Consider the following 14,683-nt stretch of genomic DNA (forward strand, 5'->3'; position numbering starts at 1 on the left):
CGCGCGGTTAAACGTGGAAGCTTTCGCCGCAACCACACTCGTCTTTGACGTTCGGGTTCGTGAATTTGAACCCTTCGTTCAGGCCTTCTTTGACGAAGTCCAGCTGAGTGCCGTTGAGGAATTGCAGGCTTTTGCCATCGACCACCACCTTCACGCCCTTGTCTTCAAACACGGTGTCATCAGACGCCGGCTCGTCAACAAATTCCAGTACGTAAGCCATACCAGAACAGCCGGAGGTACGTACGCCCAGTCGCAGGCCAAAGCCTTTACCACGGTTCGCCAGAAAAGAGCTTACTCGCGCGGCAGCGCTGTCGCTAAGGGTAATCGACATACTCAAACCTCAATTATTTTGCTTCACGTTTGCTTTTGTAATCCGCAATGGCGGCTTTGATCGCGTCTTCTGCCAGAATAGAACAGTGAATTTTCACCGGTGGCAGTTCGAGTTCTTCAGCAATATCCGTGTTCTTGATTGCCTGTGCTTCGTCCAGAGACTTGCCCTTCACCCATTCGGTGACCAGGGAGCTGGACGCAATGGCAGAACCGCAGCCGTAGGTCTTGAAGCGCGCGTCTTCAATGATACCTTCATTGTTGACTTTAATCTGCAACTTCATCACGTCGCCACACGCCGGTGCACCGACCATGCCGCTACCAACAGATTCGTCGCTGTTGTCAAAAGAGCCAACGTTGCGCGGGTTTTCGTAATGATCGATGACTTTTTCGCTGTATGCCATGATTGAATTCTCCTTATGTACCGATTAGTGATGTGACCATTCAATGCTGTTCAGATCCACGCCCTGCTTAAACATTTCCCACAGTGGAGAAAGGTCACGCAGACGGCCGATGGAGTTACGAACCAGCTTGATGGTGTAGTCAATCTCTTCTTCGGTAGTGAAACGACCTAAAGAGAAACGGATAGAGCTGTGTGCCAGCTCGTCAGTCATACCCAGCGCGCGCAGCACGTAGGATGGCTCCAGGCTTGCAGACGTACAGGCAGAACCGGAAGAAACGGCCAGGTCTTTGAGTGCCATGATCAGCGACTCGCCTTCAACATAGTTGAAGCTGACGTTGAGGATGTTTGGCGCGCCCTGCTCGAGATCGCCGTTCAGATACACTTCTTCCATATCCTTCACGCCGTCCCACAGACGGTTACGCAGCGTGCGCAGGCGTGCCATCTCGGTTTCCATCTCTTCTTTCGCAATGCGGTATGCTTCGCCCATGCCCACGATCTGGTGAACAGGCAGCGTACCGGAACGCATGCCGCGCTCGTGACCGCCGCCGTGCATCTGTGCTTCGATGCGGATACGTGGCTTACGACGAACGTACAGCGCGCCGATCCCTTTCGGGCCATAGATTTTGTGGCCGGAGAAGGACATCAGGTCCACTTTCAGCTGGCTCAGGTCGATAGGCAGTTTACCCACGCTCTGGGTCGCATCTACGTGGTAGATAATACCGCGCGCACGGCACATTTCGCCGATGGTGGCGATGTCCTGAACGACGCCGATTTCGTTGTTGACGTGCATGATGGAGACCAGAATGGTGTCATCACGCATCGCTGCTTCGAGCTCTTTCAGGTCGATGATACCGTTGCTCTGCGGCGCCAGGTACGTCACTTCGTACCCTTCACGCTCCAGCTGACGGCAGGTGTCCAGCACGGCTTTGTGTTCGGTTTTGCTGGTGATAATGTGCTTGCCTTTTTTCTGATAAAAGTTGGCTGCACCTTTGATCGCCAGGTTGTCGGATTCGGTCGCACCGGAGGTGAAAACAATCTCACGCGGGTCGGCACCCACCAGGTCAGCAATCTGATTACGGGCGATATCAACCGCCTCTTCAGCATGCCAGCCAAAACGGTGTGAACGGGAAGCTGGGTTACCAAAGTTTCCGTCCAGGGTCAGACACTGCATCATTTTCTCGGCAACACGCGGGTCCACCGGCGTGGTTGCGGAGTAATCGAGATAAATCGGTAATTTCATTGCTCTATAAACTCCGTACATCGCTTCAATGCAAGGAATCAGGCAACCGGCTGGATGTACGACCGAGTACGCGGGGCGCGATGCCCCGGCCTGATTCTGAAATACTTATCGTTTTATTACGCGCGCAGTTTGACGTCGATGGCGTCCTGCGCGCGGGTGCTGCGTTGGGAATCATGGCTGTGCTGACGGCCTGATACATCCAGAACTTCCTGGTTATTCACCAGCTCACCGAGGGTGATGTTGTTCAGGAAGCCGGTCAGACGGTCGCTCAGATCGCGCCACAGCGCGTGGGTCAGGCACTTATCGCCGCCCTGGCAGCCGCCTTTACCCTGGCAACGGGTCGCGTCGACGGATTCGTCAACTGCGCTAATCACTTCACCCACTGCAATACTGCCCGCGTCTTTACCCAGCAGATAACCGCCGCCCGGGCCACGAACGCTGGAAACCAGTCCATTTTTACGCAGTCTGGAGAACAGCTGTTCCAGATAGGAGAGGGAGATCCCTTGTCGTTCAGAAATATCAGCCAACGGAACCGGGCCCGCTTCGGAGTTGAGCGCAACGTCCAGCATCGCGGTCACGGCATAACGCCCTTTAGATGTCAGTCTCATGTCTTACTTAACCTCAAACTCGCCCCTGCCCGGGGTTTTTTATTGTAAAATGGGGGTATTGCATAGCAGGGCCAAGTCTGACATTCCTGACTAAAATGGTCAACTATTTACTTGACTGTTTTAGTCAGGTATTTAACCTTCTGTGCCGTTTTTTGTCGGGTGGCGCTGCGCTTACCCGACCTACAAAACCGTGTCGTATCACAAGGGTGCTGCCTGATGCCCTCACCCCAGCCCTCTCCCACGGGGAGAGGGAGAATGCGTGGTAGGTCGGGTAAGCGAAGCGCCACCCGGCGAACAGACGACACTACTCCTTATTCTTTTGCTCAATCGACGCCAGAATGCCGCGCAGGATGTTCAGCTCCTGGCTTTCCGGGCGCGCGCGGGTGAACAGACGGCGCAGCTTGTTCATCACCTGGCCTGGATGGCCTTCACGAATAAAGCCGGTCGAAAGCAGCGTCTGCTCCAGGTGACCATAGAAACGCTCCAGGTCATCCACCAGCGGGTAGGCCGTCTCTTCTTTAGGCTCTACCTCTTTCTCCTGCGTCGCCAGCCACGCCATACGCACTTCGTAGGCGATCACCTGCACTGCCATCGCCAGGTTCAGCGAGCTGTATTCCGGGTTAGCGGCAATCGCCACATGGTAGTGGCATTTCTGCAGTTCGTCGTTGGTCAGGCCAACGCGCTCACGGCCAAACACCAGCGCAACCGGCGCCTGTTCTGCCTCAGAGACACTCTTCAGACCGCATTCGCGCGGGTCCAGCATCGGCCACGGCAATGTGCGGGAGCGAGCGCTGGTGCCGACCACCAGGCTGCAACCTGCCAGCGCTTCGTCGAGGGTATCGACGATCTGCGCGTTGCCAATCACGTCGCTGGCTCCGGCGGCCAGGGCGATGGCCTGCGAGTCTGGCTTCACCAGCGGGTTAACCAGCCACAGGTTCGTTAAGCCCATGGTTTTCATAGCGCGGGCAACGGAGCCCATGTTGCCGGTGTGCGATGTTTCGACCAGCACGATTCGAATGTTTTGCAGCATAATTTTTAGTGTCTGAATTCAGCGTCTGAAGAATATTCGGGCATATTATCATAAACGAGAGACATAATCCGATCCCGCTGCTATACTCTGCGCCGATTTTCCTGTTCTTTAACATCCAGTGAGAGAGACCGATGCATCCGATGCTGACCATCGCCGTGCGCGCAGCGCGCAAGGCGGGTAATGTAATTGCCAAACACTACGAAACGCCAGACTCCGTAGAAACCAGCCAGAAAGGCAGCAATGATTTCGTGACGAATGTCGATAAAGCCGCAGAAGCGATTATTATCGAAACGATCCGCAAATCTTACCCGCAGCACACCATCATCACCGAAGAAAGCGGTGAACATGAAGGTACCGATCAGGATGTTCAATGGGTTATCGATCCACTGGATGGCACCACCAACTTCGTCAAACGCCTGCCACACTTCTCTGTGTCTATCGCCGTACGCATCAAAGGCCGTACTGAAGTCGCTGTTGTGTACGATCCAATGCGTAACGAACTGTTCACCGCTACCCGCGGTCAGGGCGCACAGCTGAACGGCTACCGTCTGCGCTGCAGCAACGCTCGCGATCTGGACGGCACCATCCTGGCGACCGGTTTCCCGTTCAAGGCGAAACAGCACGCAACCACCTACATGAATATCCTGGGCAAACTGTTCACCGAATGCGCGGACTTCCGTCGCACCGGTTCTGCTGCGCTGGATCTGGCTTACGTGGCGACCGGCCGCGTTGACGGATACTTCGAGCTGTCTCTGAAGCCATGGGATTTTGCCGCGGGCGAGCTGATCGCACGTGAAGCAGGTGCCATCGTGTGTGATTTCACCGGCGGCCATAACTATATGTCTACCGGCAACATCGTTGCAGGTAACCCACGCGTCGTTAAAGCCATGCTGGCAAACATGCGTGATGAACTGAGCGACGCGCTGAAGCGTTAATCCCGGTCATTCCCTCTCCCTGTGGGAGAGGGAATCCCAACTAAAACGGCCGCAATCCCCTTCCCACCGGTACCGCACTGTTCCACATCGTCACCGCCGCCACCAGCAGAATCACCCCGCCCGCCAGCGCGAGCGTTGTCCATCCGACCTGTCGCCACAGCACCGGCGTTTTATTGCCGCTGAGTTTAACCGCCAGCTGACGGAAGCTGTGCACCAGCAACGCCAGCGAAGAAATCGTCAGTGACGTCCCTGCCGCCATCGCCAGCGCAGACAGCATTCCCCAGCTAAACACGCCAATCACCTTGCTGAACAACAACACCATGATTGCCCCCGAGCACGGGCGCATCCCCATCGACAGCACAATCATCAGCCGCGCACGCCAGTCATCACCGTTCTGTAGCTGTTCCTGCGTCGGCAGATGCTGATGTCCGCAGCCACAGTTTTCATCGTGAACGTGATGCGGCGTAAAAGTCCTGAAATGCGGTTTTTGCAGCAGCGCGCGCAGTTTTTTCAGCGCTCGCCAGCAGAGGATCAGCCCCAGCACGCCCACCAGCGCATAGCTCCCCTTTTCCAGCCAGAAGCTACTCATGTGCAGCTGCCGGGCTGGAAGCTGAAGAAGTGAAAGCACCACGACAACCAGCCCAATCGCCACGCCCCCCTGAAGCAGCGAGGAGGCCAGCGTAAGACCCATGCTCGATTTCAGCTTCGACGGATGGGTCGCAAGCCAGGTGGTGATAACGATTTTGCCATGCCCAGGCCCCAGCGCATGCAGCACCCCGTAGATAAAGCTGAACGCCAGCAGGGAACCGCCCGCTTTCGTTGGGTTCTCCGCCACCGCTTTCAGTAAACCACTCATCTGCTGGTTCACCTCGCGTTGCCAGATGATGCTTTTCATCATCACCTGCGGCCAGGCCTGCCACAGCCAGAGCGAACCGCCAATAGCTAACAGTATAAAAAGCGCCAGCGGCCAAAGATGAAGCCAGCGGCGAGATTTGCGGGACGGAGAAGCGATCACTGACATTGTAACGTCACCTCCTGCGCGAACTGTTTACCCAACTCCATGTCCTCCGGTGGCGCATCTTCTTTATCAAGAGAGACGGCAAAGTTCAGCGTCTCTTCGCTGGGCTTCGGGGTGTGAACCGCCATTTTGCAGGTTTTCTGCAACGAGGCCGGAAGCTGTACATCGCTCTCGTCGGCGTAGTGCATGTCGACGTAGTAGGTGGGGTCAAAAGTGGAAAAAGTATATTTTTGCCCTGCCAGCGGCTGCGGGTGCGCCAGCGGAAGGACGAACGTCAGCACCGCCTGATGCCCGTCGCGTGACATACCATACTCCGTGGGTCGGTTAAGAAACTTCACCTTCTGGCCGTTATGCCAGAACTCGGTGAAGTAGTGCTGACCCAGCACGTTAGCCATCACTTCCGCCGCCAGCTTTTTCCAGATTTCATCGCCGGGCTTCGCATTTCCCGCATCATAAAGCAGGTCAGCCGAGGTGATTTCATCCATCGTCCAGCGCATCTTCAGGCCACTTAACTGCGTGCCGTCGGTGACCAGTTCGGTTTTCAGGCTGATAAAACTGTGAGGATGTGCGCAGGTGGTGAAGGAGATAACCGCCAAAAATAACGCCATCGCACTGTGTTTAACTGTCTGCATCAATTCCTCACGTCAAAAATTCTGTGATGTTCTCCAGCAATCCTGAGTGAAAGGCCTGCCGGCGCGCTTTTCAGCCCCCATCCTTTAGCTATTCTTATCAAACATTCACACTGGATACCCGACAGATGATGACGACGCTTGAAATTCCATCTGTGCTTTCCAGTTCGCAGCGCCGTTGCCAGGTGCTTTTAATGCTTTACCTGCCCGATGCTGCCGTCACCGCACAGAGCATAATCGCAGCCAACGGCGTGGACGACGTCCTGGCACGGCAAGATATAGCCGAGACGCGCGATGAAATCCAGCGCTATCACCGGCTGGATATCGTCACGCACCACGACGGCAGCTACCGGATTGAAGGCACTGCCCTGAACCAGCGTTTATGCCTGCTGCACTGGCTGCGCAGGGCGCTCCGCCTTTGCCCGCAGTTTGTCTCGCACCAGTTTACGCCAGCGTTAAAAACCGCGCTTAAACAACACGGCATCGCGCGGCCACTTTACGACGATGCTAACCTGCGGGCGTTAATCAACTTCTGCTCGCGCAAGCTGCAGCGGCAGTTTGAGTGTCGCGACATCCAGTTCTTACAGCTCTACTTACAATACTGTCTTATCCAGCACCACCTGGGGAATACGCCACAATTTTCCCATGCCCAGCGCAGCTGGACGCAGTCGCGGGGAGAGTATTTTACGGCGCAGGAGATCGTCCGTCACTGGAAGCGGCGCGTTCCTCAGGGCGCGCATGTGGATGAGCAGTTGTTTCTGGCGCTGCTGTTTATGATGCTCCGCACGCCCGATCCGGTGCTCGATAAGCACCAGCAGGATCAGCGTTTGCGTCGCGCCATCGTGCGCATGGTGGCCCGTTTTCGCTCGCAGACCGGGATGAACTTCAGCGACGAGCAAGGGCTGACCGATCAGCTGTATATCCATCTGTCTCAGGCGCTGGACCGTTCCCTGTTTGAAATTGGCATCGACAACAGCCTGCCAGAGGAGATCCATCGTCTCTACCCCCGGCTGTTACGCACCACGAAAGAGGCGTTGTTTGAGCTGGAAGCGGAGTTTGGCCTGCGTTTTTCCGATGAAGAGATGAGCCTGGTCGCGGTGATTTTCGGCGCCTGGCTGATGCAGGAGTCCGATCTCCATGAAAAGCAGGTGGTGCTGTTGACGGGGGAAGATAAATCCTGTGAGGAGCTGATTGAACAGCAGCTCCGCGAGTTGACGCTGCTGCCGCTCAATATTCGCTATCTGACGTTGCAGGCTTTTCAGAAAGAGGGCGCGCCGCGCGAAGCCGCGCTGGTGGTCACCCCCTATCCTGTTGCCCTGCCGCTGTTCTCGCCGCCGTTGATCCACGCGGTTGAATCACTGAATGCGCAGCAGCAAGAGCATATTCGCGCGATGCTGGAGTCGTAGTTACGCGCGTGCGGCCACTTTTGGTCGAACAAACATCGCCGGTAGCGCCACCAGCGCCATTACCCAGAAGACGCCGTGCCCGAGGTGTTGATACAGGAAACCGGCAAAGACCGTCATCACCGCAATACTGCCGCCCATTGCTACCGCGGAATAGACCGACTGCAGACGAATCACGTCCCCGCCCTCACGCGCAGCGATATAGCGCATCGCCGCCAGGTGACATACGGTGAAGGTGCCGCAGTGCAGAATTTGCGCCAAGATCAGCCATGGCAGATCCGTCGTCCAGCCCATAATACCCCAGCGTGCCACGCCGCAAATCGCCGAAAGCAGCAGCAGATCGCGCGCGCCAAAACGGCGGAACAGCTTTTTGCTCAGGGCGAAAATAATGACTTCGGCCACCACGCCCAGCGACCAGAGATAACCAACCGCAGAGGCAGAGTAGCCCGCCCCCTGCCAGTAGATAGCGCTGAAGCCATAGTACGCCGCATGCGCCCCCTGAAGCAGACAGACGCACGCCAGAAAGCGCCAGCTCTGTGCGACCAGGCTCCGCCAGGCTGGCCAGCCCGCGCTCTCCTGATGGCGACTTTCTCCCTGCGGCATCACGGATGGACGTAACAGCATTCCCAGCAGCATCGACGCTATCCCGATGCTCAGCAGAGCCAGAATCGCACGGTAGTCGTAGAGGCTGACCAGTTTCCCCACCAGCGCGGAACCGATAACAAAAGCAATAGAGCCCCACAGGCGCACGCGGCCATAGTCCATGGTGATCTGCTTTTGCCAGGTGTTCGCCAGCGCATCCGTCAGAGGAACCAGCGGAGAGAAGAACAGGTTAAAGCCGACCATCACCACCATCAGCCAGGCAAACTGATGGCTTACCCAGAAGCAGGCGACAAAGACCAGGGTGAGCAGCGCGAGAATGCGTACAGCCTTGATCAGCAGAGAGGGATCGCTGACGCGCGGGGCAATCAGCAGGCTGCCAAGAAAACGCGCCACCAGTCCGGCCCCCAGCAGAACGCCGATGGTCTCTGGAGTCAGGCCGATTCCCTTGAGCCAGACGCTCCAGAATGGCAGAAAAATACCGTAGCTAAAGAAATAGGTGAAATAGCTGAGCGCCAGCCAGCGCGTGGAATGCAAGACCATGAATCCCTCCCGAAATGGAGGCCATAGTCTGGCGAGAATAGAAAAATTAAGCAAGTAGATAGCCTGCTATAAATTAACGAAAAATTAACATATCGTGCAGTCGTCAGGCTTATGGCAGGGAATGAAAATGTGTATTACGTTTAAATTACTCCACTTGCAGAGGTTTTCTGCCATGAACTCACTACGTTATCTCGATTTTGGTCAGTCACGCCATCTGTTGTTGTTGATTGCCCGTATCGCGCTTGTCGTCCTGTTTATTATCTTTGGTTATCCGAAACTGACGGGGTTTAGCGGCACCGTACAATATATGACCTCGCTCGGGACACCGATGCCCATGCTGGCGGCCATTATTGCGGTGGTGATGGAAGTGCCAGCCGCCATCCTGATCGTACTGGGCTTTTTCACCCGCCCTCTTGCCGTGCTGTTTGTGTTCTACACGCTGGGCACGGCGGTGATTGGTCACCATTACTGGAATATGACCGGTGATGCGGTCGTACCGAATATGATTAATTTCTACAAGAATGTCAGTATTGCGGGCGCATTTATATTGCTGGCGATTGTGGGTCCAGGCGCAATATCCCTTGACCGCCGTTAAGCCATAAAAAAAGGCCGCACGCGCGGCCTTTTAACATTCTGCAAAGCAGAAGAATTATGCGTATACCGGGAAGCGTGCGCAGATATCCAGAACTTTACCTTTGACGCGCTCGATAACCGCTTCGTCATTGATGTTGTCCAGAACGTCACACATCCAGCCAGCCAGCTCTTTCACTTCCGCTTCTTTAAAGCCGCGACGCGTCACAGCCGGAGAACCGATACGGATACCGGAAGTCACGAACGGGCTCTTCGGATCGTTTGGCACGCTGTTTTTGTTCACGGTGATGTTGGCGCGGCCCAGGGCAGCGTCAGCTTCTTTACCGGTCAGGTTCTTATCAACCAGATCCAGCAGGAACAGGTGGTTTTCAGTACCGCCAGAAACCACTTTGTAGCCACGGTTCAGGAACACTTCCACCATCGCTTTGGCGTTCTTAGCAACCTGCTGCTGATAAACCTTGAACTCTGGCTCCATCGCTTCTTTCAGCGCTACCGCTTTTGCCGCGATAACGTGCATCAGCGGGCCGCCCTGCGCGCTTGGGAACACGGCAGAGTTCAGTTTTTTGTACAGCTCTTCGTCACCGCCTTTCGCCAGGATCAGGCCACCGCGTGGACCCGCCAGGGTTTTATGGGTAGTGGTGGTCACAACGTGAGCGTGCGGAACCGGGTTCGGGTAAACGCCAGCGGCAATCAGACCCGCTACGTGCGCCATGTCGACGAACAGGTAAGCACCGATGCTGTCTGCGATTTCACGCATTTTTGCCCAGTCAACGATACCGGAGTAAGCAGAGAAGCCACCGATGATCATCTTCGGTTTATGCTCTTTAGCCTGCTTCGCCATGTCTTCGTAGTCAATTTTACCGGACTCATCGATACCGTAAGGGATGATGTTGTACAGTTTGCCGGAGAAGTTCACCGGGGAGCCGTGAGTCAGGTGGCCGCCCTGCGCCAGGTTCATACCCAGCACCGTATCGCCCGGCTGCAGCAGCGCGGTGTAAACGGCGAAGTTAGCCTGAGAGCCGGAGTGCGGCTGCACGTTCGCGTAGTCAGCGCCAAAGAGTTCTTTCGCACGGTCGATTGCCAGTTGCTCAACGATATCAACGTACTCGCAACCGCCGTAGTAGCGCTTGCCTGGATAACCTTCAGCGTATTTGTTGGTCAGCTGAGAACCCTGTGCCTGCATGACGCGCGGGCTGGTGTAGTTTTCGGAGGCGATCAGTTCGATGTGCTCTTCCTGACGTACTTTTTCCTGCTCCATAGCCTGCCACAGTTCGGCATCATAATCGGCAATGTTCATTTCACGCTTTAACATCCGCATCTCCTGACTCAGCTAACAAGTAAATTTTGGCCTGAAAAGGCAGTCCTGTTGGACGACGGGCAACAGTATAACTGAATAGTTGTGTGATAACAGGTCTTGACAAACGATTTTACGCAAACGTTTTCCTTCACGCCACGCAAGGGTTTGAGGAATAAAGCGCTCCCCTGTTTCAACGGATTTCTTTTCAGGTTTGTGATGCATATTTTTCATCTTGCAAAGAACCATTTACAACGCAGGGGTATTTTTTATAAGATGCATTTAAAATACATCATTAAAGTCACATCAAAAGGACGCGCTCATGCTCGACGCTCAAACCATCGCTACCGTTAAAGCCACCATCCCCCTGCTGGTGGAAACCGGTCCTAAACTCACCGCTCATTTTTACGATCGCATGTTCACGCATAACCCAGAGTTGAAAGAGATTTTCAACATGAGTAACCAGCGTAATGGCGATCAGCGTGAAGCCCTGTTCAACGCCATCGCGGCCTACGCCAGCAACATTGAAAACCTGGCGGCATTACTGCCTGCGGTGGAAAAAATCGCGCAGAAGCACACCAGCTTCCAGATCAAACCCGAGCAGTACAATATTGTCGGCGGCCACCTGCTGGCAACGCTGGACGAAATGTTCAGCCCGGGCCAGGAGGTACTGGACGCCTGGGGTAAAGCCTACGGCGTGCTGGCAAACGTCTTCATCAACCGTGAAGCACAGATCTACAGTGAAAACGCCAGCAAGAACGGCGGCTGGGAAGGCACTCGCGCCTTCCGCATCGTTGAGAAAACACCGCGCAGCGCATTGATCACCAGTTTTGAATTTGAACCGGTGGATGGTCAGCCGGTAGCGGATTATCAGCCAGGCCAATATCTCGGCGTGTGGCTGAAGCCTGAAGGTTTTCCGCATCAGGAGATCCGCCAGTATTCCCTGACCCGCAAACCCGACGGCAAAGGCTATCGCATTGCGGTGAAACGCGAGGACGGCGGCCAGGTTTCCAGCTGGCTTCATAACGAAGCCAGCGTGGGTGACGTCGTTCACCTGGCCGCACCGGCGGGTGACTTCTTCATGGCGGTAGACGCTACTACCCCGGTAACGCTGATCTCGGCTGGTGTCGGCCAAACGCCAATGCTGGCGATGCTGGATACGCTGGCGAAAGCAAACCACAGCGCACAGGTTAACTGGTTCCATGCCGCAGAGAACGGCGAGGTGCATGCCTTTGCGGACGAAGTGAAAACGCTGGGCGCGACGCTGCCCCGCTTCACCGCGCGTACCTGGTATCGCTTGCCAACGGAAGCAGACCGCGCAGCTGCACGTTTTGACAGCGAAGGGTTGATGAATTTAAGCCAGCATGAAGGGGCGTTCAGCGCGCCGGATATGCAGTTCTACGTCTGCGGACCGGTGGCGTTTATGCAATATGCCGCGAAGCAGCTGGTGGCGCTGGGTGTGAATAAAGACAACATTCATTACGAATGTTTCGGCCCGCATAAAGTGCTGTAATGCAAAAAGCCCCTCGAACGAGGGGCTTTTTTTTCGCCGGGTGGCGGCTACGCCTTACCCGGCCTACAAAACCGTTGGCATCATTAAATCGCGGCGTCGTCTTCTTCGCCGGTACGGATACGGATCACGCGCGCCACGTCAAAGACGAAGATTTTACCGTCGCCAATTTTGCCCGTCTGCGCCGTGCGGATGATGGTATCCACGCAGGTATCGACGATGTCATCGCTGACCACGATTTCAATTTTCACTTTCGGCAGAAAATCGACCATGTACTCTGCGCCACGATAAAGCTCGGTGTGGCCTTTCTGACGACCAAAACCTTTCACTTCCGTCACGGTCATCCCGGTGATGCCGACTTCCGCCAGCGCTTCACGCACATCATCCAGTTTGAAAGGTTTAATAATCGCATCAATCTTTTTCATGGTGGGTCCTTAAACGCTTGCCTGTAAGCTGCCTCGTAATCGATTGCTCACAGTACCATACGGCATTACTCTTTAAAATCGTTTGCTTCCAGCTCGTGGCGTGAGAGCAGCTTGTAAAACTCAGTGCGGTTGCGTCCGGCCATTCGCGCTGCGTGGGTCACGTTGCCTTTGGTGATCTGCAGCAGCTTGCGCAGATAGTTCAGCTCGAACTGGTTACGCGCTTCGGCGAACGTCGGCAAGGCCGTGTTTTCCCCTTCCAGCGCCTGCTCCACCAGCGCATCGCTGATAACGGGCGATGACGTCAACGCCACACACTGCTCAATCACGTTTACCAGCTGGCGAACGTTACCCGGCCAGCTGGCCGCCATCAGCCGTTTCATCGCATCGGTGGAAAACGCGCGGACAAACGGTTTATGGCGATCGGCCGCCTGGCGCAACAGGTGATTCGCCAGCAGCGGAATATCTTCAGCACGCTCTGCCAGTGCCGGGATTTTGAGATTCACCACGTTCAGACGGTAGTAGAGGTCTTCACGAAACTCGTTGCGCGCCATCACTTTTGGTAAGTCGCGGTGGGTGGCGGAAATAATTCGTACGTTAATATCAATATCGCGATTGCTGCCCAGCGGGCGCACTTTACGTTCCTGAAGCACGCGCAGCAGTTTGACCTGTAGCGGCGCAGGCATGTCACCAATCTCGTCGAGGAACAGCGTGCCGCCTTCCGCGGCCTGGAACAGCCCTTCCCGGCTGCTTACCGCGCCGGTGAAGGCGCCACGGGCATGACCAAACAGTTCGGACTCAAGCAATTGTTCCGGAAGCGCGCCGCAGTTAATGGCAATAAAGGCATTTTTGCTGCGCGGGCTGGCGTTATGGATCGCCTGCGCCAGGATCTCTTTCCCGGTTCCGCTCTGGCCGTTAATCAGCACGCTGACGTCGGACTGGGCGACCATCCGCGCCTGCTCAAGCAGACGTAACATGATCGGGCTGCGGGTCACAATGGATTCACGCCATGCGTCGTCGCCAGAGGGTGCCGCGTGCTCCAGCGCGCTGTCGATGGCTTTGTAGAGTGCGTCTTTATCTACCGGCTTGGTGAGGAAGCTGAATACGCCCTGCTGGGTTGCGGCGACGGCATCCGGAATTGACCCGTGTGCCGTCAGGATAATCACCGGCATGCCCGGCTGCTGCTTCTGGATCTCCGCGAACAGCTGCAGGCCGTCCATTTCGTCCATCCGCAGATCGCTGATGACCAGATCAATTTTCTCGCGGCTAAGGACTTTCAGACCTTCCTGTCCGCTTTCCGCAGTCACTACGCTGTAGCCTTCACTCACCAGACGCATCCCCAGCAGCTTTAACAGCCCGGGATCGTCATCCACCAGTAAGAGATGGGCAGGTTTACGGCTCGTCATGCTTCACATCCTCTTGTTTCTGCGTGTCGCTCTCCGGTGCTGCGGATGCGCTACCAGGCTGATATTTGCGCGACGAGAGCTGTCTTTCGATATCGGTCAGGTTTTCCAGCTTGCGCGTCGTGGTATCCAGCTGAGTGCGTAAATGCTGTTGCTGTTGACGCAGCGTATCAAGTTCGCTGTCGGTGGACTGCTGGAGCTTGCTGTAGCGAGAGCGCTCTTCAGACAGCTGAAGCTGTAGTGTCTGACCATCCCGCCAGAGCTGGTATACCGGTCGTACCTGTACCGGGAGCGCGATCGTAAAGGTATCCAGCCGGGTCACATTAGCCCGACGTTCGACGGGGGTGATTTTCGCATCGGCCAGTAGAATTCCACGCTTGAAAGCGTCCTGCCAGGTGTCGTCATCCAGCATCGCCGCTTTCGAACGGGCGTCCACCGGCGCAAGACGCTGGGCACAATCTATTCCGCGCAGCCAGAACAGCGGATTATTTTCGACATCATGCCCTGACAAATTCCAGATGTCGTCACAGCGGGTAGAGAGGAAATCCGCCAGCTGGTTATCCGGCCATTTATCTTCTTGTTTACCGCTTATCGCACTTTGTGGCGCATGGGAAACGCACCCTGCCAGAAATAAACAAGGTAAACCCAGGCGAAATGTGTTGCTGGAAAACACCGCACGTACGGCGCGGAAAAAGACGTGTGACATACTCACCAGACTTAGATTCAT

General features: G+C 55.6%; 16 protein-coding genes. 4 read left to right on the forward strand and 12 right to left on the reverse strand.

The features are described from left to right. Positions 1–7: 7 nt before the first annotated feature. The 5 genes from iscA to trmJ form a co-directional block, all read right to left on the reverse strand. Positions 8–331 (reverse strand): iron-sulfur cluster assembly protein IscA, encoded by a 324-nt coding sequence (gene iscA / locus L383_RS11335; RefSeq protein WP_003860659.1) that lies wholly within the window; start codon positions 329–331, stop codon positions 8–10. A gap of 13 nt (positions 332–344) precedes the next feature. Beyond that, on the reverse strand, positions 345–731 hold the full coding sequence (iscU, locus tag L383_RS11330; RefSeq protein ID WP_003860661.1) for a Fe-S cluster assembly scaffold IscU: 387 nt from the start codon (positions 729–731) through the stop codon (positions 345–347). A 24-nt stretch (positions 732–755) separates the two neighbouring features. Next, positions 756–1,970, reverse strand: coding sequence for a cysteine desulfurase (gene iscS / locus L383_RS11325; protein ID WP_008502157.1), 1,215 nt, complete (start codon positions 1,968–1,970; stop codon positions 756–758). 116 nt (positions 1,971–2,086) lie between these two features. Then, positions 2,087–2,578, reverse strand: a complete 492-nt coding sequence (gene iscR, locus L383_RS11320; protein WP_008502158.1) for a Fe-S cluster assembly transcriptional regulator IscR — start codon at positions 2,576–2,578, stop codon at positions 2,087–2,089. A 304-nt stretch (positions 2,579–2,882) separates the two neighbouring features. Then, complete coding sequence (gene trmJ, locus L383_RS11315) at positions 2,883–3,608, reverse strand: tRNA (cytosine(32)/uridine(32)-2'-O)-methyltransferase TrmJ (RefSeq protein WP_008502159.1); 726 nt, start codon at positions 3,606–3,608, stop codon at positions 2,883–2,885. Positions 3,609–3,739: 131 nt separating this feature from the next. Here trmJ and suhB point away from each other — a divergent pair, with 131 nt between their 5' ends. Then, a complete protein-coding gene (gene suhB / locus L383_RS11310; RefSeq protein ID WP_003860668.1) occupies positions 3,740–4,543 on the forward strand; it encodes an inositol-1-monophosphatase in 804 nt (267 codons plus the stop codon). Positions 4,544–4,583: 40 nt separating this feature from the next. Here suhB and L383_RS11305 read toward each other — a convergent pair whose 3' ends face one another. Beyond that, positions 4,584–5,564: a nickel/cobalt transporter gene (locus L383_RS11305; RefSeq protein ID WP_023331087.1), complete on the reverse strand. Its 981-nt coding sequence runs from the start codon at positions 5,562–5,564 to the stop codon at positions 4,584–4,586. Beyond that, on the reverse strand, positions 5,555–6,193 hold the full coding sequence (locus tag L383_RS11300; RefSeq protein WP_014884828.1) for a DUF1007 family protein: 639 nt from the start codon (positions 6,191–6,193) through the stop codon (positions 5,555–5,557). The genes L383_RS11305 and L383_RS11300 overlap by 10 nt, the downstream gene beginning before the upstream one ends. Positions 6,194–6,318: 125 nt before the next feature. Between L383_RS11300 and csiE the strand changes: the two genes are divergently transcribed. Further along, positions 6,319–7,596 (forward strand): stationary phase inducible protein CsiE, encoded by a 1,278-nt coding sequence (gene csiE, locus L383_RS11295; protein ID WP_023331088.1) that lies wholly within the window; start codon positions 6,319–6,321, stop codon positions 7,594–7,596. On the opposite strand, the gene L383_RS11290 is transcribed toward csiE, so the two are convergent. Next, the gene (locus tag L383_RS11290) at positions 7,597–8,736 is read right to left on the reverse strand and encodes a 3-phenylpropionate MFS transporter (RefSeq protein WP_014884829.1); all 1,140 of its coding nucleotides are present in this window, start codon (positions 8,734–8,736) and stop codon (positions 7,597–7,599) included. 172 nt (positions 8,737–8,908) lie between these two features. On the opposite strand from L383_RS11290, the gene L383_RS11285 reads away from it, so the two are divergent. Next, complete coding sequence (locus tag L383_RS11285; RefSeq protein WP_014884830.1) at positions 8,909–9,331, forward strand: DoxX family protein; 423 nt, start codon at positions 8,909–8,911, stop codon at positions 9,329–9,331. A 54-nt stretch (positions 9,332–9,385) separates the two neighbouring features. On the opposite strand, the gene glyA is transcribed toward L383_RS11285, so the two are convergent. Further along, a complete protein-coding gene (gene glyA, locus L383_RS11280) occupies positions 9,386–10,639 on the reverse strand; it encodes a serine hydroxymethyltransferase (protein ID WP_008502165.1) in 1,254 nt (417 codons plus the stop codon). Between the two features lie 304 nt (positions 10,640–10,943). On the opposite strand from glyA, the gene hmpA reads away from it, so the two are divergent. After that, positions 10,944–12,134 (forward strand): NO-inducible flavohemoprotein, encoded by a 1,191-nt coding sequence (hmpA, locus tag L383_RS11275; protein ID WP_023331089.1) that lies wholly within the window; start codon positions 10,944–10,946, stop codon positions 12,132–12,134. Positions 12,135–12,217: 83 nt separating this feature from the next. Here hmpA and glnB read toward each other — a convergent pair whose 3' ends face one another. The 3 genes from glnB to qseG form a co-directional block, all read right to left on the reverse strand. Next, positions 12,218–12,556: a nitrogen regulatory protein P-II gene (gene glnB, locus L383_RS11270; RefSeq protein WP_003860685.1), complete on the reverse strand. Its 339-nt coding sequence runs from the start codon at positions 12,554–12,556 to the stop codon at positions 12,218–12,220. A 65-nt stretch (positions 12,557–12,621) separates the two neighbouring features. After that, positions 12,622–13,959 (reverse strand): two-component system response regulator GlrR, encoded by a 1,338-nt coding sequence (glrR, locus tag L383_RS11265; RefSeq protein WP_014884832.1) that lies wholly within the window; start codon positions 13,957–13,959, stop codon positions 12,622–12,624. After that, complete coding sequence (gene qseG / locus L383_RS11260) at positions 13,946–14,683, reverse strand: two-component system QseEF-associated lipoprotein QseG (RefSeq protein WP_023331090.1); 738 nt, start codon at positions 14,681–14,683, stop codon at positions 13,946–13,948. The genes glrR and qseG overlap by 14 nt, the downstream gene beginning before the upstream one ends.

This window comes from Enterobacter sp. MGH 37, assembly GCF_000534515.1.
Classification (GTDB): domain Bacteria; phylum Pseudomonadota; class Gammaproteobacteria; order Enterobacterales; family Enterobacteriaceae; genus Enterobacter; species Enterobacter kobei.

Excerpts from the sequence above, each read along its gene's own strand:
- iscA (WP_003860659.1), bottom strand. The coding sequence starts at position 331 with ATGTCGATTACCCTTAGCGACAGCGCTGCCGCGCGAGTAAGCTCTTTT.
- iscU (WP_003860661.1), bottom strand. The coding sequence starts at position 731 with ATGGCATACAGCGAAAAAGTCATCGATCATTACGAAAACCCGCGCAAC.
- iscS (WP_008502157.1), bottom strand. The coding sequence starts at position 1,970 with ATGAAATTACCGATTTATCTCGATTACTCCGCAACCACGCCGGTGGAC.
- iscR (WP_008502158.1), bottom strand. The coding sequence starts at position 2,578 with ATGAGACTGACATCTAAAGGGCGTTATGCCGTGACCGCGATGCTGGAC.
- trmJ (WP_008502159.1), bottom strand. The coding sequence starts at position 3,608 with ATGCTGCAAAACATTCGAATCGTGCTGGTCGAAACATCGCACACCGGC.
- suhB (WP_003860668.1), top strand. The coding sequence starts at position 3,740 with ATGCATCCGATGCTGACCATCGCCGTGCGCGCAGCGCGCAAGGCGGGT.
- L383_RS11305 (WP_023331087.1), bottom strand. The coding sequence starts at position 5,564 with ATGTCAGTGATCGCTTCTCCGTCCCGCAAATCTCGCCGCTGGCTTCAT.
- L383_RS11300 (WP_014884828.1), bottom strand. The coding sequence starts at position 6,193 with ATGCAGACAGTTAAACACAGTGCGATGGCGTTATTTTTGGCGGTTATC.
- csiE (WP_023331088.1), top strand. The coding sequence starts at position 6,319 with ATGATGACGACGCTTGAAATTCCATCTGTGCTTTCCAGTTCGCAGCGC.
- L383_RS11290 (WP_014884829.1), bottom strand. The coding sequence starts at position 8,736 with ATGGTCTTGCATTCCACGCGCTGGCTGGCGCTCAGCTATTTCACCTAT.
- L383_RS11285 (WP_014884830.1), top strand. The coding sequence starts at position 8,909 with ATGAACTCACTACGTTATCTCGATTTTGGTCAGTCACGCCATCTGTTG.
- glyA (WP_008502165.1), bottom strand. The coding sequence starts at position 10,639 with ATGTTAAAGCGTGAAATGAACATTGCCGATTATGATGCCGAACTGTGG.
- hmpA (WP_023331089.1), top strand. The coding sequence starts at position 10,944 with ATGCTCGACGCTCAAACCATCGCTACCGTTAAAGCCACCATCCCCCTG.
- glnB (WP_003860685.1), bottom strand. The coding sequence starts at position 12,556 with ATGAAAAAGATTGATGCGATTATTAAACCTTTCAAACTGGATGATGTG.
- glrR (WP_014884832.1), bottom strand. The coding sequence starts at position 13,959 with ATGACGAGCCGTAAACCTGCCCATCTCTTACTGGTGGATGACGATCCC.
- qseG (WP_023331090.1), bottom strand. The coding sequence starts at position 14,683 with ATGAATCTAAGTCTGGTGAGTATGTCACACGTCTTTTTCCGCGCCGTA.